The following is a 23,874-nucleotide window of genomic DNA, read 5'->3' on the forward strand; positions in this document are numbered from 1 at the left end:
GTTTTAAAAACAATTGCAATTAACATTAATATAACACGCTGTATATAAGAGACAAGTATTTTATTGAATTTATTAATATTTCAAAACACAAATATCAACCTTCGAAATGAAAAACAACAAAATAAAAACAGTTACCCTGCTGTGGTTAAGCAATGACAACTGTTTTATCGTACATTCTGTATTTTATAAAATATGCTTATTACTAAATATGTTAGAGAGACACGGGTAAAAATTATATTATTTAGTATGCCCGATGTCTTGAAATAACTTTTTATAATTTTCTACAGCTTTATCATGACTAAGCTCTGATCTCGTCTGTACGCAATTAAATGGTTCATCTATTATTTTAGCCATACAATCAGCAAATGCTTTAATATTATCCGGCTCAACGAGATATCCATTCGTACCGTGATTTATAATCTCTGACGGACCATACCTAACATCATAAGCAATGACTGGACAACCGACTTCGATACTCTCCATTACTGTTAAGCCAAATCCTTCAAATTTACTTGTTAAAAGTGAAGCTTTTGATTGTTGAAATTCTTTCAAAGGATTATTCGTAAAATCATTGATGTCTACTTTATCTTGAATACCAAATTGATCAATTAAATCCAACAACACCTTTTTCTGTCCATCTTCATCCATACCAAATATGGATAATTTCGTATCATACCCATAATCTAAAAATTGTTTATACGCTTTAATTAAATGGTCTACTTGTTTTTGAAGACCTAATCTACCTATAAAAATAAATCGGTCTAATTTATTTTCGTTTGCATGTGATTTATATGTTTTAATCGAATGTGGGATTACTGATAATTGTCTTTCATCTAATGTAACTTGGCTAATAATATCTTCTTTTTGCTTTTCAGTTAATATTAAATATTTTTCTACTTTTTCAGAATGATTTAACGCAAATTTATATGAACCTTTCATTTGTTGTCCATTCAAATGACTATTATGAAAAACCAAAATATTTTTAGTTGCATGTGTTTGATTTAATAATGGTTCATCTAAAAGTCTGGCATCATTAAATACCACATCACCATCACTGAAGCGATGGTCAAAATAATATTTAAATAAGGCTTTTTCACTACTGAAGGATAAATAAGGTCTATCATTTTTATAAAGTTGGATATAATCTAAACTTTCTTGTTCTGTATTAAAAAACTTTTTACAATATATAACGCCTTGTGTATCAAAGTAGAGCTCACATAATTTTGAAAAAGGGTTATGTGTGTAAAAAATCTTTCTATGCAATTGACCAAATTTATTGTATTCCCAACGTTCTAATCGTTTTTTACTAATAGATGACATAAAATCTTCAAATTGAACTATATTACTATTGTTATAATATTTTCTGTACAATACGTAATCACCATTTTTATAATATCTCATAACATTGCCACCATTAAAACTTTTACTTTCCAATCCTTTGAGTTCACGGTTCATCGTTTGATATTTAGGTTGTTTTTTAAATTTAGTCTTCGGTATTTCTAATAGTTTGAAGCCACTTAACCAATCGTATATATTTTCAAATTCTGTATGCTCTGTCACTTTTTCCTCGTTTATAAACTTTTCATAAACAGATGGGTAATTGGCATTATAATTCGTTGTTACAATTTTACTTTTGATCCCTAATTCACTATCTATTAATTTTATTCGACTTAGCAATGCCTTAGTTCTACCTCCATGTACTGGTGGTAATGTGCTTGTTATTGTATATATCATGATTTCCCCTCATTTTCATACCTATAGTGTAGTATTTATATCGTTTGCCTTAATAAATTTAAAAACTAATCATTTATATTGTACATTTCATTTATTATTTACTAGTTATTATAAACTAATATGTATTACACACCTAATATTATTTGTAATTGTAACCTCTTTTTTCTCGTATGAAACTTTTTAATTTATTTATCTAGTATAAAAAGATGTATTAAATTACTAAATTAATTTTATTTTTCGAATACATTCGTTACTATATGATTAAATATAAAAATATTTAGACAACGGAGTTGAGTATAATTGTTAACTTTAAAGCATTTAATAGATATGAAACAGCATACTAATAAAATTTCAATGGTTACAGCTTATGATTACCCTAGTGCAAAACAAGCAGAAACTGCACAAATCGATACCCTTTTAGTTGGTGATTCTTTAGGTATGACTGTCTTAGGTTATGAAAGTACAGTTCAAGTAACAATGTCAGATATGATCCATCACGCGAAAGCTGTGCGACGTGGTGCCCCTAATACATTTATGGTTGTTGATGTTCCTTTTGGCGCTGTTGGCATCAGCGAACACTCTGATTTAGAAAATGCTATAGATTTATACAAACAAACTAATGCAAATGCAATCAAAGTTGAAGGTGCACATTTAATTGATTTTATAAAAAATTGTAATCACATTGGTCTACCAGTCGTTTCACATTTAGGACTTACACCACAAAGCGTTGGTATTACTGGGTACAAGATGCAAGCCAATACAAAAGAAACAGCACAGCAACTCATAAATGATGCTTACGCTGTACAACAAGCTGGCGCCATTATGCTCGTTTTAGAAGCTGTTCCGAGTGATTTAGCTGCACAAATCACCAAAAATTTAGACATCCCAGTGATTGGTATAGGAGCAGGTAAGGATACTGATGGACAAGTATTGGTTTATCATGATGTGCTGAACTATGAAGTGCCACACCAAGCTAAATTCGTCAAGCAATATGGAGACTTTTCCAGCGGCATAACCGCTTTAATGCAATATCATAAAGAAGTCAAAAACGAAATATTTCCTGATGTTTCACACACTTATAAAAAACAAATTATGGATGAGGTATCAGAATGACAACATTAATTACATCTATCAAAGAAATGAGTAAAATAAGTACAAATTTAATAAAAAACAATCAGTCCCTCGGCTTTGTTCCAACGATGGGGGCATTACACGAAGGCCATTTGGAAATGATGTCACAATCAGTAAAGGAAAATGACATTACAATCATCAGTATTTTTGTAAATCCATTACAATTTGGACCAAATGAAGATTTTGATGCGTACCCTAGAAATATAGACCAAGATAAAATTAAGGCAGCGTCTGTTGGTGTAGACTATATCTTTTATCCTTCAGTAGAAGAGATGTACCCAGAAGAACCCACGATAACGTTAAATGCTGGTAGACTCGCCACTGTTTTAGAAGGTGCACAACGTCCTGGCCATTTCAATGGTGTCATCACAGTTGTTAACAAATTATTTAATATTATTCGACCACATCGTGCGTATTTCGGCAAAAAAGATGCGCAGCAACTAGCTATCGTTGAAAAAATGGTCGTAGATTTTAATCACCCAATAGACATCATTGGTGTTAATACAGTACGAGAATCAGACGGTCTCGCTAAAAGTTCACGCAATGTTTATTTGACGCCTACAGAACGACAAGAAGCGCCAGCACTATATAAAAGTTTACAGTTAGCCAATGAACAATATCTTCAAGGAGAACGTAATTGTGCCAAATTAATAGACACAGCCAAAACTTATATTAAACAGCATACATCTGGTAATATAGAAACAGTAGCTATATATAGTTATCCAGAATTAGAAGCAATCACTCACATTAATGGAAAAATTTTCATTTCCCTTGCAGTAAAATTCAGCAAAGCACGTTTAATAGATAATATGATTATCGGAGATTAATTAACTGGATAATAAAACTAATACTCGTATATACACACAAAAACCTCTTAATTGCACGATATTGTGAATTAAGAGGTTTTATATATATTATAATTTAATTAACACTTCTCCTGTATCGACTGCACCGTCATGTGTTGTTTTAATCTCGTGTTCTCCTGAATTAGTTACGATAATAGGCGTAATGTCACTTTTCGCATTCTTTTTAATATAGTCTAAATCTACAGTCATAAGTGATTGACCTTTTACAATCGTGTCTCCAGAATCTACATGTACTGTAAAACCTTCTCCTTGCAATCCAACAGTTTCTAAACCAAAGTGTATTAACACTTCTACACCTGATTCAGATTTTAAACCTATCGCATGTTTGGTAGGGAAGACTAACTCTACTGTGCCATCAAACGGTGCCACAACCTCTCCATTATCTGGATAAATCGCAAGACCATCACCCATTAATTTATCACTAAATATTTGGTCTGGTACTTCATTTAACGGTACTGTACGACCTTTAAGTGGTGCATAAATCGTTTCACCTTCGACTGTAACTGATTCATTCATGTCTTCACTTTCAATCGTTGTCTCCTCTGGTTTTGTGATATTACCAGCGATAATTTGTGCCATATCATGTTTAATTTGATCTGATTTCGGTCCAAAAATCGCCTGCATATTATTGCCTACTTCTAGTACGCCTGAAGCACCTAGCTGTTTCAAACCTTCAACATCTACTTGAGCTTTTTCATTAACTTCTACTCTCAAACGTGTAATACATGCATCAAGGTGTTTAATATTGTCTTTCCCACCCATCGCATCTAAAACTTTAAACGGTAGCTCACTCACTGATACAGAATTATTTTGCATTTCTTTATCTTCTCTACCAGGCGTTTTATAATTTAATTTTTTGATAATAAATCTAAATATAAAGTAATAAAGCACTGCATAAACTAAGCCTACTGGAATAACAAGCCACCAAGCAGTCTTATTAGGTAAGATGTTCAACAGTAAGAAATCAATAAATCCACCTGAGAAGGTATAGCCTAAATGTACATTCAATAAGTACATAATTAAGAAGCCAAATCCATCTAGCACTGCATGAATAAAGAACAAGAGCGGCGCTACAAATAAGAATGAAAATTCCAACGGTTCTGTAATACCCGTAAGGAATGATGTTAAGGCACCTGATAACATCAGACCACCAACCACTTTACGATTTTCTTTCTTCGCTGAATGATAAATTGCTAGAGCAGCAGCAGGTAGTCCAAACATCATTACTGGGAACTCTCCACCCATGAATTTACCAGCTGACAGTGGTACATTTTCAGTGATTTGAGCAATAAAAATTCGCTGATCTCCATGAATAATTTGTCCAGCCGCATTTTTAAAACTCCCAAACTCAAACCAGAAAGGTGCATGAAAAATATGATGTAAACCAAATGGTATTAACAAACGTTTAATAAAACCAAATAAAAATACTGCTATTCCTGTATTTGATTCTAAAAGACCTTCACTGAATGCATTTAAACCATATTGAATGGTTGGCCAAATCCATGCCATTGGAAATGCAAGAATGAAAGAACACGTTGCCATCATAATTGGCACAAAACGTTTACCAGCAAAAAATCCTAAATAACTTGGCAACGAAATATTATAGAATTTGTTATAACACCATGCAGCAAGTGCACCAATGATAATCCCACCAAACACACCTGTCTGTAAGGTAGGAATACCTAATACATTTGCATAACCACTAGCAGCATCACTGACATTATCTGCTGTAATACCTAAAAATGCTCCCATGGTTTTATTCATAATCATAAATCCTACAAATGCAGCAATCGCAGCTACACCATCTCCGCCAGCTAAACCAATAGCCACACCTAATGCAAAAATCATTGGTAAATTATCGAAAATGACAACCCCTGCACCTTCCATCATTTGTGCAACATGTTGAAATCCATCTGCTTTAATAAATGGAAGGTAAGATTGTAAAACTTCTCCTTGCAAAACTGTTCCAAAAGCCAACAATAAACCCGCTGCTGGTAAGATGGCCACAGGTAACATCAAAGCCTTACCAATACGTTGAAGCTGACCAAAAAATTTCTTCCACATCATATAGTATCCTCCATTTTCAAGAAACTATATAACGTTTATGTACAAAAACATAATACATTATAAGTTCCTATATATTGCGTCAAAACAAGGTTAAAGACACAAAAAAGGCATGAGTAAATAAACTGAGCTCTTTGCTCTGTCTAAGTACTCATGCCTGATCGAATCAGTTACACGTGCTTATTTATTGTTGTGTTAAGTGGCTGATATGTAACGTTAAATAAATAACTTCTGCTTCATATACTGTGACACCCAACTGTTTTTGCATCATTTTCATTATCTTGACAGCAACATTATAGCACAGCGGATAATGCGCTTTCAACATCTTTTCAAATTCGGTTTGCGACTTAATCGTTTCGCCTATGCTCAGTCTTCTAATTAAAAATTGAATATGTCTAATAAATCTTTGATATTGTACAGATGTCGTATCAATACGTTGATGTAAATCATGCTCCACAATTTGAATACATTTACTGATTAAATCATTAATTTTAGTCATTTCGCTCATTGTTAGTTTTTCCATATTAGATGCAATATGTAGTGCTATAAAACCAATCTCATCTTCTGGAAATTGGAGTGACAATACCGAATTGAGTTTATAGATAACCGAAGCAGCTATTTTATAAGCTTCAGGGTATAGATGTCTCGTTTCGATTGCAAAAGGGTTATTAATGTATTGATTTTGCTTTAATCGTTTATATGCAAATATAATGTGGTCGGTTAATGCTACAATTAAACGATTATCATCAATTTCTAAATCTGTACTAGTAATCATATTAATTGCCTCAATAATCGCTTGAATGACAGAATCATCAGCTTGTTCAATAAGAGCTTTATAATGTTCTTGTTGCTTTTTCTGTTCTAACGCATAAACTTTTTCTATCATCGTCTCATCATCAACAACCATCCCTGGTTTCTTATTGAACCCAATCCCTTTGCCGATAAGGACCACTTCACGTTTTTGATGCATACAAATAATAACATTATTGTTTAATGGTTTTGTAATTTGATATTGACCCATCATATACACCTTTCTTAGTTATTGCTTAAAATTATATAGTGTATTTTAACAAATTAAAACTAGAAGATGTATGGGGCTTCAAAATAATCATATTTTATAAAAGGACTTAGTGCGTTTCTATAGCGCGTTACTGAAAGCTTGTTTAAACGTTGTACTTTTCTCCGTCTATATAATCAAACATTCAACAAATTAAGTTTCTGCAAACACTCAATACTTATGATTTCAAATTTTCATAGTACGTCTTAGAGTGACTATTGATGTTAAGGTTTTCAATTTGTAATGTTGTGTGCTTGATATTGTGTTTATTTTCCAATAATTTAGAAACATTATTTATTACTTCATACGATTCAATCTCTGATTGACTACTCAGTACAACATGGGCACTCAAGGAAAAATGTTCTGTGGTTATGCTCCACAAATGAAATTCATGAACATCATCAATCCCTTTTATACTTTTCATGTCAGCAATCACTTTATCTGTATCGAACTTTTCAGGTACAGATTCCATTAATACAAACCAAGCATTTCTAGCAATTTTCCATCCACCGCGTAATATAATTAAGGAAATAACGATACTGATGAGTGGGTCTATCATCTGCCATCCTGTTATATGAATTAACACAACGGCAACGATAACACCGATTGAGTTTAATAAATCTCCCATGAAATGCCATAATGCGCTTTGAACATTAATATTGTCTTCCTGTTTTAAAGAACGTACAAGAACGATTGTCAAAACGATATTAACGAATAAACCAATCGTGGCTATGATAACCATAACAACACTTTCAATTGGTTGCTGATAAATCATACGTTTAACTGCTTCATACAGAATCCATAATGAAATAATCATTAACGCTAAACCATTTAAAAAAGCAGCTAATATTTCTAGCCTCAGATAGCCAAATGTAAAACGTGACGTAGGTTTTTTCGTTGCAAAATATATCGCAACCATTGATAAACTTAATGCGATAACATCACTTAACATATGAAACGAATCAGATAACAATGCTAAAGAATTTGAAAGTACGCCACCAACAAACTCTACTATGGTAAATATCAGTGTAATAAAGAAAGTTATCCATAGTGTTAACTTAGAGTTTTGTTGCTTTTTCCGATGATCAACATGATGAAAATATTCTCTTCTACTCAATAACTTTAGCCTCCCATTTACTTTAGCTACTCTAAATTATACCCTCTCCCCAAAATAATTTATACTATTATTTTAAATTAAAATATATTTATTATTGAATTGTCTTGGTTTTATATAACCAAACTTTCCATAAACAATAGCTATAGCGCAATTAAACCATTCATTTTACTTATCCATTGAACAAATGTAAGCTAATTATGATATGCAAAAGGGAGGCAAATATATGTTAAAAGACAAAATTACAATCATTTCAGGTGCAGCGAGTGGCATTGGATTGGAAATTGCTAAGGTGTTTTTAAATGAAGGTGCAAAAGTTGTATTTACCGATATTAATCAAGAAGCATTAAATCATGCAGTTGAATCATTTAAAGCAAATGGCTTTGATTGTATGGGTTTTACTGCTGATGTTTCTAATGAAAAAGATGTAGAAGCATTAGTAGATGAAACCGTAAAACAGTATGGCCAGATTGATATTTTAATTAACAACGCAGGTTTGCAAAACGTGGCAAATATTGAAGACTTTCCAACTGATAAATTCAAACAAATGATAGATATTATGCTAGTTGGTACATTTATTATGACAAAGCATGTACTTCCAATAATGAAGAAACAACAGTATGGACGAATTTTAAATATGTCTTCTATCAACGGACTCGTTGGTTTTTCTGGCAAATCTGCTTATAACAGTGCCAAGCATGGCATCATTGGTCTAACAAAAGTTACAGCTTTAGAGGCAGCTGAAGATGGTGTGACAGTCAATGCAATCTGTCCTGGATATATCGATACACCACTTGTTCGAGGCCAAATGAACGACCTTGCCAAAACAAGAAATGTGAGTGTTGAACAAGTATTAGAAGAAGTACTATTCCCACTCATTCCACAAAAACAACTTGTGAATATTCAAGAAGTTGCTGACTATGCTGTGTTCATCGCTAGTGATAAAGCTCAAAGTGTCACAGGACAATCAATCGTAATTGATGGCGGTTATACAGCACAATAATTTTTAACAATAACAAAGACGATGACTTTACAAATTTTAAGTAAAGTCATCGTCTTTTTATACTATAAATTCAAAACAGTTTTGCAACGGTATAACTATATATTAGAGCATGCGCGCACATTACGCGCAGACAAACCGAAGACTCACCGTATGTGTTAAAGTTTATGTTATCTATCTCGCCACTGCCAATTTTTATATAAGTTCATAAATTGAATACTATTTTAACAAATCTAAGATTATTTGACTCATTTAATTGTCAAAATGAGTCCCCCCTATCATGTCATTATTTATAACCTTGTTCCCTATTATATTTGAATCATTAATTAAGACATTTTAATAATAATTCTACCGGCATCGCCATTTGCTAACTGATCAAAACCTTTATTAATCTGATCTAATGAAATGACATCACTGATTAATGGATCAATATTAAGTCTGTTTTGACGATATAAGCTTACAAATCTTGGTATATCACGATCAGGAACACAACTTCCAACATATGAACCTTTAACCGTTCTCTCTTCAGCAGCTAAAGTTACTTGTGGAAATGAAAATTCTGCTTTTGGATCAGGTAAGCCTGTAGTCACTGTTGAACCACCACGTTTTGTTATCGCATATGCTACTTGCATTGCAGGTACCACACCTGCTGTTTCAAACACATATTCAGCGCCACCTGTTACATATGTTTTAACATCATCAATCACATTTTCATTACTTGAGTTAAACACTGCTGTTGCACCTAAAGTTTTAGCAATTTCAAACTTGTCTTCGTTAATGTCTAAAGCAATAATTTCATTAGCACCAGCCAGTCTTGCACCTATTATGGCATTTAGTCCAATACCTCCAAGACCCACTACCGCTACGTTACTACCCGGTCTAATCTGAGCTGTATTTATAACAGCACCTATACCTGTAATGACAGCACAACCGAACACTGCTGCCCGTTCATAAGGAATTTCTGGATCTATTTTCACTATTGAATTTTCTGAGACCACAGCATATTCTGAAAATCCTGAAACACCTAAATGATGGTGTATGACATCTTTTTCTTTAGATAAGCGGAACCCACCTTCTATCATTTCACCCTTCTCATTGGAAGCTGCACCATTTTCACATAATGCAGGTCTTCCTTCACGACATGGTATACATTTACCGCAGCTAGGGATAAAAGTACAGACAACGTGGTCTCCAATTTCAAAATCACTAACGCCTTCACCTAATTCTATAATTTCACCTGCCGCTTCATGGCCAAGTGCCATAGGCATTGGTCTGGGGCGACTCCCATTAATCACTGACAAATCAGAGTGACATAAACCTGCAGCATGAATTTTAATTAACACTTCATTTCGTTTAGGGGCATCAAGGTTTAAAGTTTCTATTTTTAAAGGCTCCGTTTTTTCATAAGGGCCTTCAACACCCATTTCATATAATACTGCTGCTTTTGTTTTCATTGCTTCACACATCCTTTATTCATAATAACCATCCGTAGACTTTCTAAAAGATTCAAATTGGTTACCATCATGGCCAAACCAAATTTCAGCATTCTTTTCTTGAGCAAGGCGTTTAATATATTCCACAGAATTTGCCCATCCAACTGAGTCATAAAGAATACCAGGTGGTTGTAATTTAGGTTCCATACTTTCTTGTGTGTAAATGGCATCAGAAGCTAAGATGAGTGTCCCTAACTCTTCAGTTTCAATTTCCAGACCAATCATTCCCCAAGCATGTCCACTACCAAAGTTGAGTACTTTCACACCATCTACAAGGTTTAGATGTGCTTGATCTCGCGCTATAGTTTGCCAAGTCAAATCACTTTTAATCCAAGCATCGATATCACTCCAAATATACGCACCTTCTTGTTGATTACGCGCATAACACTTCATTGCACCACTGAATTCATCATCGTGAACAATAACAGTTGCATTTGTAAAATATTCTAAACAACCAGCATGATCAAGATGTAAATGGGAAGCTACTACTATATCCACTTCTTTAGGATCGACACCTAATTGTTCTAGTCTATTTGGTAAGTGACATGATTCATCAGAAAAATAAGGGAAAGCTTTTTGTGTTGCATTAATCCATCGTCCTTCCTCGCCCATTGAATTCGGATTACAAGCAGTATCAAATAATATCTTAGCATCAGGATGATCTATAAAAACGGTATAAATCGGAAATTCATGTAGTTCATTTTCTTTATTTGGATTATCTAATGTCGCTTGGTTTGAATTTGCGATCATTAAATTTTCATCCATTTTCATTCGCCCATTATCCAACACATAAATTTTCATACGTTCTTTTTTTATATTCACCATACTAATCACCTCTTAGTATAATATTACACTAAAATGTAAGGGTTTTCCATAAATATACTAATATTTACACTCCACACTTATATAAAAATGCATTATTATTTTCACTTGAGATTTAATCAACTTTTGACACTTTTCTACGTATAAATGCGATTTGTCCATATCACACAAAACACACATCATACTTTGGCACTTTTTACATACCCAAAACACTAAATAATGCTAAACTTAAATTAAATATTGTGAATGTTTTCACATTATAGGAGGAGACGATTTTTATGAAGAAGATTTTTATCGCAGGTGCTATCCCAGAAGCTGGGCTTAAACAACTTGAACAACATTTTGATGTAGATATGTATACTGGTGAAACCCTAATTTCCGAAGAATTATTAATAGAAAAAATTAAAGACGTTGATGCATTAATCACTTTATTATCTACTAACGTGAGCCGAAAAGTTATTGAAACTGCACCAAAATTAAAAATCATAGCTAACTATGGTGCTGGTTTCAATAATATTGATATTAAAGCTGCGCGTGAACACGATATCAATGTGACAAACACACCCATTGCTTCAACCAATTCAACTGCAGAGTTAACAATGGGTATTTTACTTGCTGTTGCAAGACGTATTCCTGAAGGAGATCAACTTTGCCGTAATGAAGGATTTAACGGTTGGTCACCGTTATTCTTTAGAGGACGTGAAGTATCTGGTAAAACAATTGGTATTATTGGATTAGGTGAAATTGGTACTGCCGTTGCAAGACGTGCTAAAGGTTTTGATATGAATGTGCTTTATTCAGGTCCTAAACGTTATGAAGATAAAGAAGCTGAATTAAATGCAGAATATGTTTCACAAGACGAACTTTTAAAACGTTCAGACTTTGTAACTTTAAACTGTGCATATAATGAAAAGTTAAAGCACATGATTGACTATAATGCGATCAAAAAAATGAAACCAACTTCATATTTAATCAACGCATCAAGAGGTCCAATTGTTTATGAAGAAGAATTAGTAAAAGCCCTAGAAGAAGGTATTATTGAAGGTGCAGCACTTGATGTGTTTGAGTTTGAACCGAAAATTACTGAAGCACTGAAATCAATGAAAAACGTAGTTATCACACCACATATTGGCAATGCGACATTCGAGGCAAGAGACATGATGGCTGATATTGCAGCATCTAACGTAGTTAAGCAACTGAGCGGTGAACAACCAAACTATATTGTAAACTGACAGGAGTGAGAAATATGTCACAAACATCCAATCGCTTTTTTAAAATAAATGAGTTACAACATTTTTCTGACGATGCAGCGAAAAAAACCATATTTTATGAAACGCGACATTCAGCTGGTGCGGTTTGGTGTCTTAAACCAGGACAATCATTACCTTGTCACACACATAAAGATGCAGATGATGTTTGGATTGTACTACAAGGCGAAGGAACATTTTTCACAAATGATAATGAACAAAAACCCATTAAAGCCGGAGATATATTCGTTTCATTCCCAGGAGATGCGCACGGCATGACTAACACCGGTGATGAAGACTTTGTCATGTTAGGTTTTGCTACACCAATGCCATTGGACTTCAACCCATATGAATGTGCACAATAAGCGCGATGTATTTTAATTATTATAAAATTAAAACCACCTGTTTCACGGGTGGTTTTGATTTGGGCTATAAGTCTGCTTTAGTGGCTAGGACTCTCAAGTGGTATTTGACTTACTTTGATAATCCTTATATGTGGCCTCATATTCTTTAACACTTGATTTATGTATTTTTATCATGTTTATTTTCTGCTCTTATATATTTCTGTTGTTGCCTCATTTATCCCTTATTTTACTAACATCATTCAACTTGTGGGAAGTAGATGTGCTTACATATTTACCAATGATATAATAATGAAGTCGTCGTTCTACTTCTGTGTTTTAACTAACATGGAAGGAGGTGACACCATGTTTAACACTCTATTTGTAGTACTTATAGCGCCTATTATAGTAGGCGTTATAGGTCACGTTATTTTCACATTGGTTAAATAAGCGTGATAAATAATCCGACGGCGACATAACCAAATACACCAAAAAGAGCCCGATAACTATGTCCGTAGTTATCGGGCTCGGTGTTCACCATGTAAACACTCTATTTGTTATTTATATTATAACATCATAGTGCGTAGGAATGCAAAATACTTTAAGTGCGATACACTATTTAGGAAACATCAAATTTTTTTATACCTTTTGGAAATGTAGATAAACATGCAAACGTCACAATTTTCATAGATTGAACTGAAGCAACCCACTCCGATCCAGCAATGGATTTCATGAGACACCATCGTGTATTCGGTGTCGAAGAATCAGAGCAACTCATAAAAGCATATGGTGAAGCTGGAGGAGAAACATGGCCACGAATGAAAGAACATATTATAGAACTCAATGCAGTATTTCCAATATTTATCGCTGAGTTTGCTATGAAATCAGGGGAAACAGCGTACGAGAAAATGGTATTGAAAGAGTTAGTTATGGAAGATTAGAGTTATAAAATAAGATAAATAATTTTATTACATTTTCAAGATTTACTTTAGAATAATGTATCATCATGAATTTAAAGTTAACTAAAATTTAGAAAGACAATTGGATAATTTAAAAACATTTGCATAGAGAAAATCTTTACAGAGAAATCATCAAGAAAGTCAGTTGGAAACAGACCTGTATTTCAAAAAGACTTTGATTTTGTAAGAATGGCAGGTTGATTCGTTGTGGAATTTATTAATCGTTAAATCTACATAACTATCATATTCACTCTTTCTCATTTTCCATTACTTTATTAATATGTATATCATGTATTATAGAAATAATAGGACGTATCAACATTTGAATACTACCTATTACAAATAATATTGTGCCGTAAAAAGTTGTACTCTCATTAAAAAAGAAAAAACTACCAATCAAAAATATGATACCTAATAAAAGATCATTTAATTGATAGAATAATTTATATATAGCACTGATTTTAATAGTCACATGTCTCATTTGTAAATCGACTTCATGTTGATTGTTAGAGCCTAGTTTTGATATTCTTTTCATAATTCATTCCCCCTCATTAATAATTTTCGAAATTTAATTAATGGTGTATTTTATATTATTATGACAGTTGTGTGAAACAAGATAAAATAGTTTCACTTAACAACCATGCTTGCGAGAAAAACTTAAAGAAATTAACGAAAGTTCGAAACAAGGAGAATTACACATACATTTACGTGCTGAAAACGGTTATATTGAAGGGTATAATTAGTAATTCAGATGATATAATAATGAAGTCGCCTATCTCTCAGGCGTCTATTTGACGTAGAGAGGAGGTGTTAATCTATGCTAGAAATCCTTGTTCAGATCACGGTCACAGTCATCAGTGGTTGTATTATCGCGTTATTTACGCGTTGGCTACGCAAGCGCGATGATAAATAGGCGACTAGCCACACCAAAAAATCCCCTCACTATTGCGAGTAGTGAGGGGATTGGTGTATCCATGCTAGTTTCCTTGTTAAGTGTATTATAACATCATAGTGTGGAGGAATGCAAAAAACATCAAATTATTCTTTAATAAAGATTTAGTTAACTATCCTATAACACTGGTAAGGAGAAAAACATGATTGAAATTAAATTGTTTAATGATATTGAAAATGCAAAATTAGGGAAACATTCAGATAATATAAAATCGAAAATTGAAGAGATATTGAAAATTGAGTATGGTGTAAGGGATATTTCTTTTATGTTATCTTCCATTAGTTCAGAACATTGGTTAGGTATATTAAATAATAGAACACAAAATGTAATGATTAGTTACGAATTTGCAACGTTCTACTTTGAAAAAGGAATTAATGATCAATTTTTCCCACAAGATACTGAACATATAAATTATGAGAATTTATATTCTTTTAAATATTTTATTGAAAATTTCTTTATAGGCGGATTTTCTATTTACGAAAATATAGGACATATAATAAATGATACTTACAAATTAGAAAAAGTATATGTGGATGCTGAAAACACGAAAATAAGTTTTAAATCAGCAATAAAAAAATTATCAAAAAAGGTAAATAGAAATGAGCAAAAAATTAATAAAAAAGTTAAACAAATAAAGAAAAGAAGGCAAAGGTCAAATATAGAAATAGAAAAAGTAGAATTAGATGAAAACATTAAAAAATTAAGCACTAAAAGTAAGGATATATGTCAACTGAAGGAATATATTACAAAAATAAAAGATATAAAAAATTCTAAAGACTTTAAGGATACAGAACGAATACGTCATAACATTGTCCATAATAATCCACCACTAACAATGGAAAATCCAGTAAGTCATAGAAGCGACGGAATATCTACTTTTGGAGAAGGTAAATATATCGATTCTGAGACTGTTAAAAAACATATGGATATATTTTTAGAACAATATTCAAAAATCCTTAGTATTTTAAAGAAAATATTAGAATGTAATATTTGGCTAGAAGAGTAGAAATTGTAAAGTGAATATATTAATTCTAGTTTATATCGTCTACTTTAGGTACACCCTAATCATACAAATATAGTTGTTGAATTTATAACGACTAAAACGTATGATTAGGGTGTATATTTATTGTGGAGTGAAAATAAATGATTATAGGTTATGCGAGAGTATCTTCGATAGATCAAAATTTAGAAAGACAGTTGGAAAATTTAAAAACGTTTGGTGCTGAAAAAATATTTACAGAAAAACAGTCTGGTAAATCTATTGAAAATAGACCGGTACTTCAAGAAGCACTTAACTTTGTGAGAATGGGAGATCGGTTTATAGTGGAATCCATCGATCGTTTAGGTCGTAATTACGATGAAGTGATTCATACTGTTAATTATTTAAAAGACAAAGAAGTTCAATTGATGATTACTAGCTTACCTATGATGAATGAAGTCATTGGCAATCCACTATTAGATAAATTTATGAAAGATCTAATCATTCAAATATTAGCAATGGTTTCAGAACAAGAACGAAATGAAAGTAAACGGCGACAAGCACAAGGGATTAAAGTAGCAAAAGAAAAAGGGGTATATAAAGGACGGCCACTACTATACTCACCTAATGCGAAAGATCCTCAAAAGCGTATTATCTATTATCGTGTTGTCGAAATGTTAGAAGAAGGCCAAGCAATTAGTAAAATTGCGAAAGAAGTCAATATTACAAGACAGACAGTTTATAGAATTAAACATGATAAGGGATTATCTTGACAAATTGATTGTCAATGCAAATGAGCGTTTCTCACAGCGTCCCAAAACTCATAATATATTATTGAATTGAGATTTTAATAATTGTACAAGAAAAAAGAGTACGAATTCGCACTCTTTTTCTAAACTAAGTATTTTACTATTGTTCCTTTTGCTTATTTATCATAACTTGAATGTATAAAGTAATCCAAAGTTCGTGAGGATATGGTATTTGGGTATCATTTGCTTCAATTACTATATTGTGTTTTTCTCCTCTACGTCGAGTTACTAGATTTTTACCTAAATCAAAAAATGAACGTTGCGCTGTTAATATTTCATTATTTTCTTTTCCTGTTATCACTGTTTTAGTTGAAAAATAAGGGTTACTAAATTTATATGTGTCGTTACTGCTTGAAAAAATATAGGGCGTTTGTTGCTTTATTCCCCCTTTTAACAACCTTATCATCTGTAACATCCCTACTTCTTCTTCATCAATAAAGACTCTATAATGGGGCCTTAAGGACCATAGTTTAGTTCTCTTTAAAATAATAGTGTGATCTACTGATGTAAGTTTAACACCATAGACAGGGAAAATATCAAATACACTTAGCCATTTTTGAAGATTATTATTAAAATATGGAGTCCATATTGTATCACTCATACCATGAACTTTGATATGTATACCATCGAATATGTACAATGGGGCTTGATAAAAATATTCCTTCTCATATAAGTTAGGACTGTTTTCATATATTGTGAGTTCTTTTTTATATTTTCCTTTAGAGTAACGTCTTATCATAATAGTTCCCAATAAAATAACAATGCTTGCTACCCAAAAAATAACGAATATCCATGGAGAAATAGAGTTATTAAAAACCCCCATCATACTTCCAATCATGAATATTGTTACTAAAATTGTTTCAATAAATAAAACTAAAACAGGCAATTTTATAACTCCTTTTAAAATAGTGAATGTTTTACTAAATGCAATATAACATAGTAAGGTTTTAAACATATTGATATGTAAAAAGTATTTGACATTTATGTCAGAAATATCTATACTCATAAATGTCAAATACTTTTTACATTTATGAGGTGTTATAATGAATTTAATTCCTTTTATTATTATTTTAATTTTTTCTTGTTTATGGACGGCTATAACAAACAAATATTTACCGTCAGAAACATTAGATACAAAAGGACACCAAGATCGATACGATGAAAGACAGCGTAAAATGTTTATTGAAATACTAGCTAAAAGTTTTATTTGGATTATCTATTGTATGTTATTTACATTATTGCTTAGATTGATTGGTTTAACACCAAATCTTGAAAAAACTTGGTTTTCTCAATATCCAGAAATTTTCTTTATAATAGCTGCTATATTACTTATGGCTTTTAATTACTTTACTACAAATAAAAAATACACATCTAAAGGTTAAATTAATGAAAAATAGAATTAGAGAATATAGAAAACAAAAAGGAATTTCTCAAGAATCTTTAAGTAAAGAATTAAATGTATCCAGGCAAACTATTAATGCAATAGAAAACAATAAATATGATCCTACTTTGACATTAGCATTTAAGTTGGCAAAATTGTTTGATACAACTGTTGATGAACTATTTTCTTAATCATTCATTATCACAAAAAGAAAGTGCGAATTCGCACTTTCTTTTTGTGTAATAGTACTATTAAAATTTTCTCTCAATAGTTAATACAAATAATAATTTCACCACTTTTGTTAAGGTCATTAGAGTCATCTTAACTTTTATTTTAAATCTTTGCCTATCATTTTATCTAATTCTCTTTGTTCTTTCTTTTTATTATCTTTTTGAGCGCTATCCCACTGACCTAATAAGAACAATAAACCTATTATACCGAAAATAAGAGTTCCCCAAATATTTAATCCCAATTTACCTGTCGTATATAAAACGACTAATGCTACTATAAATAAAACAGGAACAATTCCGCCTATTATCTTATTTCCTGTCTTAGATAAAAAATACTGTATAGCAAATAATACTGCGTATAAGATCGCTGGTAAAAATGTTAATAAATTACTCAAATTCACTCAGTCTCCTTTTCCTGACTATATATTTCTAATAATTGTTTAGCGTCATTCAAATTTAATTTTTCTTCGATGGCTAACTTCCTTACATAATTAACTAATGAACTTTCTTCATTATCTTTTGTAGATTCTATTCGTTCTATCACACTATCTAATCTATTTCGCACAGTTGGATATGACACTTCATAATACTTAGCTAGTGCTTTTAGTGATCCAGAATTAACAACAAAATTTTTAACGAATTCAAAATCTTCTTTTTCTAAATTCATCATCCATTTAGGAATATCATTATTATTCAATATATTCACTCCCTAAATGTAAATTATCACAAAGTTTAACATTATTCAAATTAACTTTAATATTATTTAATTGAGTATTTGCTTTTATTAGTTATAATTCATAATTATTGAATAACTATCGAAAAAATATGCTTAATTATCATAATCATTATAGAATCAGAAGGTATATTAAAAGAGACTCCTTATCGAAATAAGAAGTCTCTTAATTGTTTCAAAATCATTTTTAGCCTAATTATACTTATCAACCTTTTTATTGCTTTCTAATTTTTTCTTCAACTGATCAGCCTCTTTTATAGCTAATTTAGCATAGTATTTATTTGAAAAGAAGGTTAAAAAAGAAAGGTTTTAGTGACTATACAACATTTTCTAAAGGTAATTTCATACCTTTCCAACCTTCTAATGCTCCAGCTAATTCATAAGCTTCATAATTATTTTTGTATAACTCTAACAATGCTTCTTTTCCTAAAGTAGTTCCTCCAGTCCAATCGTAAACTACATATATCTTTTCTTTAGATAAGTCACTCAGTTGATTCTTAAGATCTTTAGCAGGAATTTCAATAGAACTCTTTATTTTGTCCTTTTTTACTTCCTTAGGTGCGTTTCTAACATCAATTACTACATATTTATTTTCATTACTTTCCATATCTCTAAGTACTTCATGGTGACTAATATAAAGACTTAAAAATGTTTCTAAAAATTCTACTTTGTTCATAAAAAATCATCCTTTTCCAAATTAATTTTAAGTTTATTTGCTAAATAGTAAAGCTGCTCCTTTTCGTCTTCACTGAAATTATCAAAAATACTTGAAACTATTTCATAATTGTATGGCAAAAAAGCTTTTAGTTTTTTTAGTCCCTTATCAGTTAATTGAACATAATTACTTCTTTTATCATTCGCTACTTTTATTCTAATAATCCATTCTCTTTTTTCTAATCCCTTCAAAACTCCAGTTATAGTAGATTTTTTACTCCCTATTTTCTGAGATAAATCAGAAGGCGATAAAATCATATCTTTTTCATAAGACAACAGCATCATTATCGTAAATTTACTTTCAGACAAATCGAATTTTTGGAAAAGATCATCATGATTCATTTTTATTTTCTTATAAGCTTTTTGAATTTCAAAATAAGTAAGTACCGAAGTAACATCTAAGTTAGTATATTCTTTCTTTAGACCTTTTAACTTTTCGGCTGAAGGACTGTCAAATAAGTAAAAATCTTCCAAAAAATCACTCCTTAAATAGTTAGGCGCCTAACTATTTATAAATATATCATTCTTCAATAACTTTTTAAAGTAATAAAAAAAAGACTTCCTTTTGAAAGGAAGTCTCTTAATCGTTTCAAAATTAAAATGTGTCGCAATAATGATCGTTTAAGATAGGTAATGGTCAATGTGAGTATATATTTTTTTATTTATGACAAATAACTTTTAATTTAGAAATTAATTTTCTACACATTCTGTAATATCTTCAATCAATTTTTTGCTTGTTTTTCTTAATAACTCAATGAAAACATCATATGTTTCATACATTTCTTCTATTTTACTTTGTGATTCAATTGGAAGTTTTGAGTCAGCAAGGATTATACTATAAACATCCCCTATATCTGTGATTCTCATACTTTGGTTTATAGCATTATTTAAGTTGTTTATTTTATCTGTGATTTTTTCTAGTGAGTGTAAATTTAAATTCACATGATTATTGTTTAAAATTTCTTTCATTGTTTCTAGATAATCATTTAATTCTTTTTCTATATCATTATAGTAAAAATATTCAGCTCTTTCTCCTAATATAAACGCGTGTTTATTCTTCGACTTAATTGTTAAAGAAAAGGGAGATAAAATTTCGTAATCCTCCCTATCTTCAAATTCTTTTAATTTCTCAAGTTCTATTACAAAATTCCCGATGTTTTTTCGTTGCTTCTGTGTAACAAGATCAATCATCTTTAAAGTTTTATCATTCTTCTTTATCTCATCTGAATACATCTTCTTATTCGTATTCGTGATATTCCAAAAGGTAAATATAAAAGCTACTAGTGTGACCAGTGCTGATAGCAATTCAACGCCGTGATCATACCAAAAACTATGTTTAGCAATTTGTAATCCAATAATCATTTAAACTCTCCTCTACATACTCTTTTAATGTATTAATAATAACACCAAAAAGCATAAACATATTAAAATAAAAATGAATAGCGAATACAGTAACGTTTCTGATATGCAGTTGTATATTTTATGTAGGCTTTAAAAACACATAAAACAGTTTACTACTTATTATATTTAACCTTATTTGCTAACTTAGCTACTGTTTTATTATCATGGGGGTTAATATAGGTTGTTTCAACATTATCCTCAATTGCTTTTCTTGTTATCTTATCCATTTGACTATAATCGCTATTTTGTGGGCTTTCCCATTTATAGGGGATACTATTATACACATTAATGGACCCATCACCATTACTGCTATACGTTACTGATCCACCAGCCTTCATAGGAGCTTCTAATTTCACAACATCTTCTTTGTAAACTGCACTATCTTGGGCTTGTGGATTTACTTTTGATCCTTTCGGTATTTTTGTAACATACACATTTCTAATACCTTTTAAATCATTTTTTGTAGATATTAACTGATACCAAACTCGTGCATATTCAATTTTTTCTGTGCTGAAATTATTTAAATAACTTTTATTTTTATCAGTAGGTTGATGACTTTCATTACTATCATTATTTTTTCTTTCTTGTTCTTTATTATCGCTTTGTTTCTTGTTTTGTTTATTGATTTTGTTTTTGGTATCACGATTTTCTGAGGTGTTAGTTTTCTTGTCAGTTTCATTTTGCGTTTCATTTTCTTTATTCTCTGATGTATTAGTATCACTAGAACTATTATTATCGTGATTTTCTGAACTTTTATTATTACAACTTGCTAAAAATACCAGAAAACTAACAATTGATATAGCTAAAATAATTTTTTTCATACTGTAACTCCTTTTTAAAGTTAAACTTATGTTGTTATTTTTTCGATAAAAAACCAAATTACATAAGTTCGAAAAGCCGTATAACATTATATGTATTATATATATAATAAAAGAAATATTTGTTTATGTAAAACAGGCGTTTCTTTTATTAGTGGAAATTTAAATTGTATAGAATATACATTGTATTTTCCTGTGACATTTAATTATGTTAACTAAACCAAAAGTCCAAAATATTTTTAATAAGTGCTTTGAACTTTTTTCTTTTTCAAACACTCTAATCACACATATAGAAACAATATTTTACATGTACCTCTGGTTCTTTAATTAGGGTAGACTTTAAGAATGCAAAAACACATTTTCTTAATTACTTAAGAAAATGTGTTTTATAAACAAATATGATTGTTATCCAATTAAATCTCTTTTTCGATATCCTATATATCCTAAAACGATAAATATAATACCAATTATAGTTAAGGTTATAAAAGTTATAACATCAAAATTGTCTTTTGGCATTTGTGGAAGCCAATTCAATATAGCTGTTTTTGAAAACCATTCTGGTAAATCTAAAGTGTTGCCAAAGTAATTGATTGCAAAATTATAACCAAGATAAGCATAAGCTAATTTTCCGAGCTTTGGCGCCCAGCCAATAGCTAAGGCAGCAAGACTAATGAAAAATAATATAGCAGGTAAAAAATTGTAACCGGCAGCAAGGAAATTAGTGATTTCTAGCTCACCATGGCCTTCCATCGCATTTATCCCTATCATGCCAAGACTTAGTGTAGCCACTAAGACACCTAAAATACTACTTAAAAATGCTAATCCAATAGTGTTCCAATATACGTTACTGCGTGTCACTTTAGTAGGGTATATTTGGCTGAGACGAAGTTTACTTTCTTCTGAAAATAGTTTATTAACAATTACAATTGGCAATATTCCAACCAAACTAACTAGAACTATCATTATTGTACTTGTGAAAGAAGCTTCAATTGAAACATTAGAATTAGAAAACATTTGTTTCATCATTTCGTTACTTTCTAAGAAAGTCTGCATGTCTCCATAAATGGAGCCATAAGCCATACCCATAACCATAAATGCAATTAACCAGCTAATGATGATACTTTTATTAATTTTATATAATAGGCCATGGATAGATAATAATGATTTTTTGGCGCGCGCTCTTCCTTTTTTTTCAGGAATATAGCTTGCCCCCATGTCGCGTGCACCTTCAAGTATGATTGCAATAACAACTACAATAATACTAAATAAGAAAGCTATCACTATAGGAATCCAATTATTATCTGTAAAAGGGTACGTGAGATATGTCCAACCGAGAGGATTAATATTAGATAAATCAATGTTGGATACGTCTGTACCAGCACGGATAATATATAGCAAACCTACAATGCTAAGGGATGCTCCAGTTGCGGATGAAGAAGTTGGCATGATTTGAGACATAACAAGGGCAATGCTTGCTCCCATAATGCCTGCCATTCCTATTGTAATTCCAAAGAGTAGAGCCCCTTGTATAGAAATAGTTTCTACACTAAAACTGATCATCATTACAAAAATAAGCCCCGCTATTACCACATTGACTAACACTATTTCCATTATTGCGGCAAGTGAATTTGCTTGTCGACCAATTTGAAATGACCGTACTAATTCTGTAAGTCCTAATTCTTCTTCTTTACGCGTATGACCAACCACATGTAACATAGATACTATAATTGCAAAAAGACCACAAAATAGTAGCATTTCATGTGCATACATCGCGCCTACAGTATAATCTGTCGCTGTTTCGACTGGCGTGGGTCCTACCATAGAAATCATCGCAGGATTTTGTAACGTTTCAAACATACCAAGTAATCCTTTTCCTTGGGCTATTTCTTTAAAAGCTGGAACAAAGCCTGCAGAAAATAAAACAATGCTTAGAATCCATATAATTAATTTTTTCCAATCACGCTTTAGATATTGTAAGAAAAGCGTGCTCCAACCAGCAAATTTTTCATGCATTTTAAATCTGCCTCCT

The 23,874-nt window shown here is 31.4% G+C and carries 25 protein-coding genes and 1 pseudogene; 11 read left to right on the forward strand and 15 right to left on the reverse strand.

Annotated features, from left to right (window positions below; genetic code table 11):
* Positions 1-237: 237 nt before the first annotated feature.
* Positions 238-1,734 (reverse strand): glycosyltransferase, encoded by a 1,497-nt coding sequence (locus AB1J10_RS00250; RefSeq protein ID WP_224396245.1) that lies wholly within the window; start codon positions 1,732-1,734, stop codon positions 238-240.
* A gap of 300 nt (positions 1,735-2,034) precedes the next feature.
* Between AB1J10_RS00250 and panB the strand changes: the two genes are divergently transcribed.
* On the forward strand, positions 2,035-2,847 hold the full coding sequence (panB, locus tag AB1J10_RS00255) for a 3-methyl-2-oxobutanoate hydroxymethyltransferase (protein WP_224396246.1): 813 nt from the start codon (positions 2,035-2,037) through the stop codon (positions 2,845-2,847).
* On the forward strand, positions 2,844-3,692 hold the full coding sequence (gene panC / locus AB1J10_RS00260; protein ID WP_224396247.1) for a pantoate--beta-alanine ligase: 849 nt from the start codon (positions 2,844-2,846) through the stop codon (positions 3,690-3,692). The genes panB and panC overlap by 4 nt, the downstream gene beginning before the upstream one ends.
* 87 nt (positions 3,693-3,779) lie before the next feature.
* Here panC and ptsG read toward each other — a convergent pair whose 3' ends face one another.
* The 3 genes from ptsG to AB1J10_RS00275 form a co-directional block, all read right to left on the reverse strand.
* Positions 3,780-5,795, reverse strand: a complete 2,016-nt coding sequence (gene ptsG / locus AB1J10_RS00265) for a glucose-specific PTS transporter subunit IIBC (protein ID WP_369002983.1) — start codon at positions 5,793-5,795, stop codon at positions 3,780-3,782.
* A 184-nt stretch (positions 5,796-5,979) separates the two neighbouring features.
* On the reverse strand, positions 5,980-6,816 hold the full coding sequence (gene glcT / locus AB1J10_RS00270) for a glucose PTS transporter transcription antiterminator GlcT (protein WP_369002884.1): 837 nt from the start codon (positions 6,814-6,816) through the stop codon (positions 5,980-5,982).
* 214 nt (positions 6,817-7,030) lie between these two features.
* The gene (locus AB1J10_RS00275; RefSeq protein ID WP_369002885.1) at positions 7,031-7,969 is read right to left on the reverse strand and encodes a cation diffusion facilitator family transporter; all 939 of its coding nucleotides are present in this window, start codon (positions 7,967-7,969) and stop codon (positions 7,031-7,033) included.
* 223 nt (positions 7,970-8,192) lie between these two features.
* On the opposite strand from AB1J10_RS00275, the gene AB1J10_RS00280 reads away from it, so the two are divergent.
* Positions 8,193-8,969: a 3-hydroxybutyrate dehydrogenase gene (locus AB1J10_RS00280; protein ID WP_107383502.1), complete on the forward strand. Its 777-nt coding sequence runs from the start codon at positions 8,193-8,195 to the stop codon at positions 8,967-8,969.
* Positions 8,970-9,292: 323 nt separating this feature from the next.
* Here the strand turns inward: AB1J10_RS00280 and AB1J10_RS00285 are convergent, their stop codons facing one another.
* Both AB1J10_RS00285 and ahlS read right to left on the reverse strand, forming a co-directional pair.
* A complete protein-coding gene (locus AB1J10_RS00285; RefSeq protein ID WP_369002887.1) occupies positions 9,293-10,420 on the reverse strand; it encodes a zinc-dependent alcohol dehydrogenase family protein in 1,128 nt (375 codons plus the stop codon).
* Between the two features lie 15 nt (positions 10,421-10,435).
* Positions 10,436-11,284: an AhlS family quorum-quenching N-acyl homoserine lactonase gene (ahlS, locus tag AB1J10_RS00290; protein WP_369002889.1), complete on the reverse strand. Its 849-nt coding sequence runs from the start codon at positions 11,282-11,284 to the stop codon at positions 10,436-10,438.
* Between the two features lie 275 nt (positions 11,285-11,559).
* Here ahlS and AB1J10_RS00295 point away from each other — a divergent pair, with 275 nt between their 5' ends.
* The 3 genes and pseudogenes from AB1J10_RS00295 to AB1J10_RS00305 form a co-directional block, all read left to right on the forward strand.
* The gene (locus tag AB1J10_RS00295) at positions 11,560-12,513 is read left to right on the forward strand and encodes an NAD(P)-dependent oxidoreductase (RefSeq protein WP_369002890.1); all 954 of its coding nucleotides are present in this window, start codon (positions 11,560-11,562) and stop codon (positions 12,511-12,513) included.
* Positions 12,514-12,527: 14 nt separating this feature from the next.
* On the forward strand, positions 12,528-12,893 hold the full coding sequence (locus tag AB1J10_RS00300; RefSeq protein WP_046206904.1) for a cupin domain-containing protein: 366 nt from the start codon (positions 12,528-12,530) through the stop codon (positions 12,891-12,893).
* Between the two features lie 632 nt (positions 12,894-13,525).
* Positions 13,526-13,810, forward strand: a pseudogene (locus tag AB1J10_RS00305) (phosphotransferase); the annotation flags it as partial.
* Between the two features lie 265 nt (positions 13,811-14,075).
* Here AB1J10_RS00305 and AB1J10_RS00315 read toward each other — a convergent pair.
* Positions 14,076-14,309, reverse strand: a complete 234-nt coding sequence (locus AB1J10_RS00315) for a YrhK family protein (protein WP_187345541.1) — start codon at positions 14,307-14,309, stop codon at positions 14,076-14,078.
* A 336-nt stretch (positions 14,310-14,645) separates the two neighbouring features.
* On the opposite strand from AB1J10_RS00315, the gene AB1J10_RS00320 reads away from it, so the two are divergent.
* The 3 genes from AB1J10_RS00320 (at position 14,646) to AB1J10_RS00330 (ending at position 16,532) form a co-directional block, all read left to right on the forward strand.
* Positions 14,646-14,741 (forward strand): type I toxin-antitoxin system Fst family toxin, encoded by a 96-nt coding sequence (locus AB1J10_RS00320; RefSeq protein WP_108902200.1) that lies wholly within the window; start codon positions 14,646-14,648, stop codon positions 14,739-14,741.
* 181 nt (positions 14,742-14,922) lie between these two features.
* Positions 14,923-15,786, forward strand: coding sequence for a Cthe_2314 family HEPN domain-containing protein (locus AB1J10_RS00325; RefSeq protein ID WP_369002891.1), 864 nt, complete (start codon positions 14,923-14,925; stop codon positions 15,784-15,786).
* A 137-nt stretch (positions 15,787-15,923) separates the two neighbouring features.
* Positions 15,924-16,532, forward strand: coding sequence for a recombinase family protein (locus tag AB1J10_RS00330; protein ID WP_369002892.1), 609 nt, complete (start codon positions 15,924-15,926; stop codon positions 16,530-16,532).
* A gap of 136 nt (positions 16,533-16,668) precedes the next feature.
* Here the strand turns inward: AB1J10_RS00330 and AB1J10_RS00335 are convergent, their stop codons facing one another.
* Positions 16,669-17,574 (reverse strand): hypothetical protein, encoded by a 906-nt coding sequence (locus AB1J10_RS00335; RefSeq protein ID WP_369002893.1) that lies wholly within the window; start codon positions 17,572-17,574, stop codon positions 16,669-16,671.
* A gap of 37 nt (positions 17,575-17,611) precedes the next feature.
* Between AB1J10_RS00335 and AB1J10_RS00340 the strand changes: the two genes are divergently transcribed.
* On the forward strand, positions 17,612-17,950 hold the full coding sequence (locus tag AB1J10_RS00340) for a hypothetical protein (RefSeq protein WP_071562347.1): 339 nt from the start codon (positions 17,612-17,614) through the stop codon (positions 17,948-17,950).
* Positions 17,951-17,954: 4 nt separating this feature from the next.
* On the forward strand, positions 17,955-18,140 hold the full coding sequence (locus tag AB1J10_RS00345) for a helix-turn-helix transcriptional regulator (protein ID WP_103211183.1): 186 nt from the start codon (positions 17,955-17,957) through the stop codon (positions 18,138-18,140).
* A 137-nt stretch (positions 18,141-18,277) separates the two neighbouring features.
* Here AB1J10_RS00345 and AB1J10_RS00350 read toward each other — a convergent pair whose 3' ends face one another.
* The 7 genes from AB1J10_RS00350 to AB1J10_RS00380 all read right to left on the reverse strand — a co-directional run bounded on the left by AB1J10_RS00350 (position 18,278) and on the right by AB1J10_RS00380 (position 23,858).
* A complete protein-coding gene (locus tag AB1J10_RS00350; RefSeq protein WP_368880191.1) occupies positions 18,278-18,574 on the reverse strand; it encodes a hypothetical protein in 297 nt (98 codons plus the stop codon).
* A 2-nt stretch (positions 18,575-18,576) separates the two neighbouring features.
* Positions 18,577-18,876, reverse strand: coding sequence for a DUF2089 family protein (locus tag AB1J10_RS00355; protein ID WP_311049124.1), 300 nt, complete (start codon positions 18,874-18,876; stop codon positions 18,577-18,579).
* 352 nt (positions 18,877-19,228) lie between these two features.
* Positions 19,229-19,588 carry a rhodanese-like domain-containing protein gene (locus AB1J10_RS00360; protein ID WP_172687521.1) on the reverse strand — a complete coding sequence of 120 codons (360 nt, stop codon included), beginning with the start codon at positions 19,586-19,588 and terminating at the stop codon, positions 19,229-19,231.
* A complete protein-coding gene (locus AB1J10_RS00365) occupies positions 19,585-20,100 on the reverse strand; it encodes a MarR family winged helix-turn-helix transcriptional regulator (RefSeq protein WP_000389384.1) in 516 nt (171 codons plus the stop codon). Before AB1J10_RS00365 ends, AB1J10_RS00360 begins: the two co-directional genes overlap by 4 nt.
* Before the next feature lie 216 nt (positions 20,101-20,316).
* Complete coding sequence (locus tag AB1J10_RS00370; RefSeq protein ID WP_119517735.1) at positions 20,317-20,988, reverse strand: hypothetical protein; 672 nt, start codon at positions 20,986-20,988, stop codon at positions 20,317-20,319.
* 152 nt (positions 20,989-21,140) lie between these two features.
* A complete protein-coding gene (locus AB1J10_RS00375; RefSeq protein WP_119517736.1) occupies positions 21,141-21,848 on the reverse strand; it encodes a hypothetical protein in 708 nt (235 codons plus the stop codon).
* A 402-nt stretch (positions 21,849-22,250) separates the two neighbouring features.
* Positions 22,251-23,858 carry an ABC transporter permease gene (locus AB1J10_RS00380; protein WP_119517737.1) on the reverse strand — a complete coding sequence of 536 codons (1,608 nt, stop codon included), beginning with the start codon at positions 23,856-23,858 and terminating at the stop codon, positions 22,251-22,253.
* Between the last annotated feature and the right edge of the window lie 16 nt (positions 23,859-23,874).

The sequence above is a fragment of the Staphylococcus cohnii species complex 1663 genome (assembly GCF_041008415.1).
Classification (GTDB): domain Bacteria; phylum Bacillota; class Bacilli; order Staphylococcales; family Staphylococcaceae; genus Staphylococcus; species Staphylococcus ureilyticus.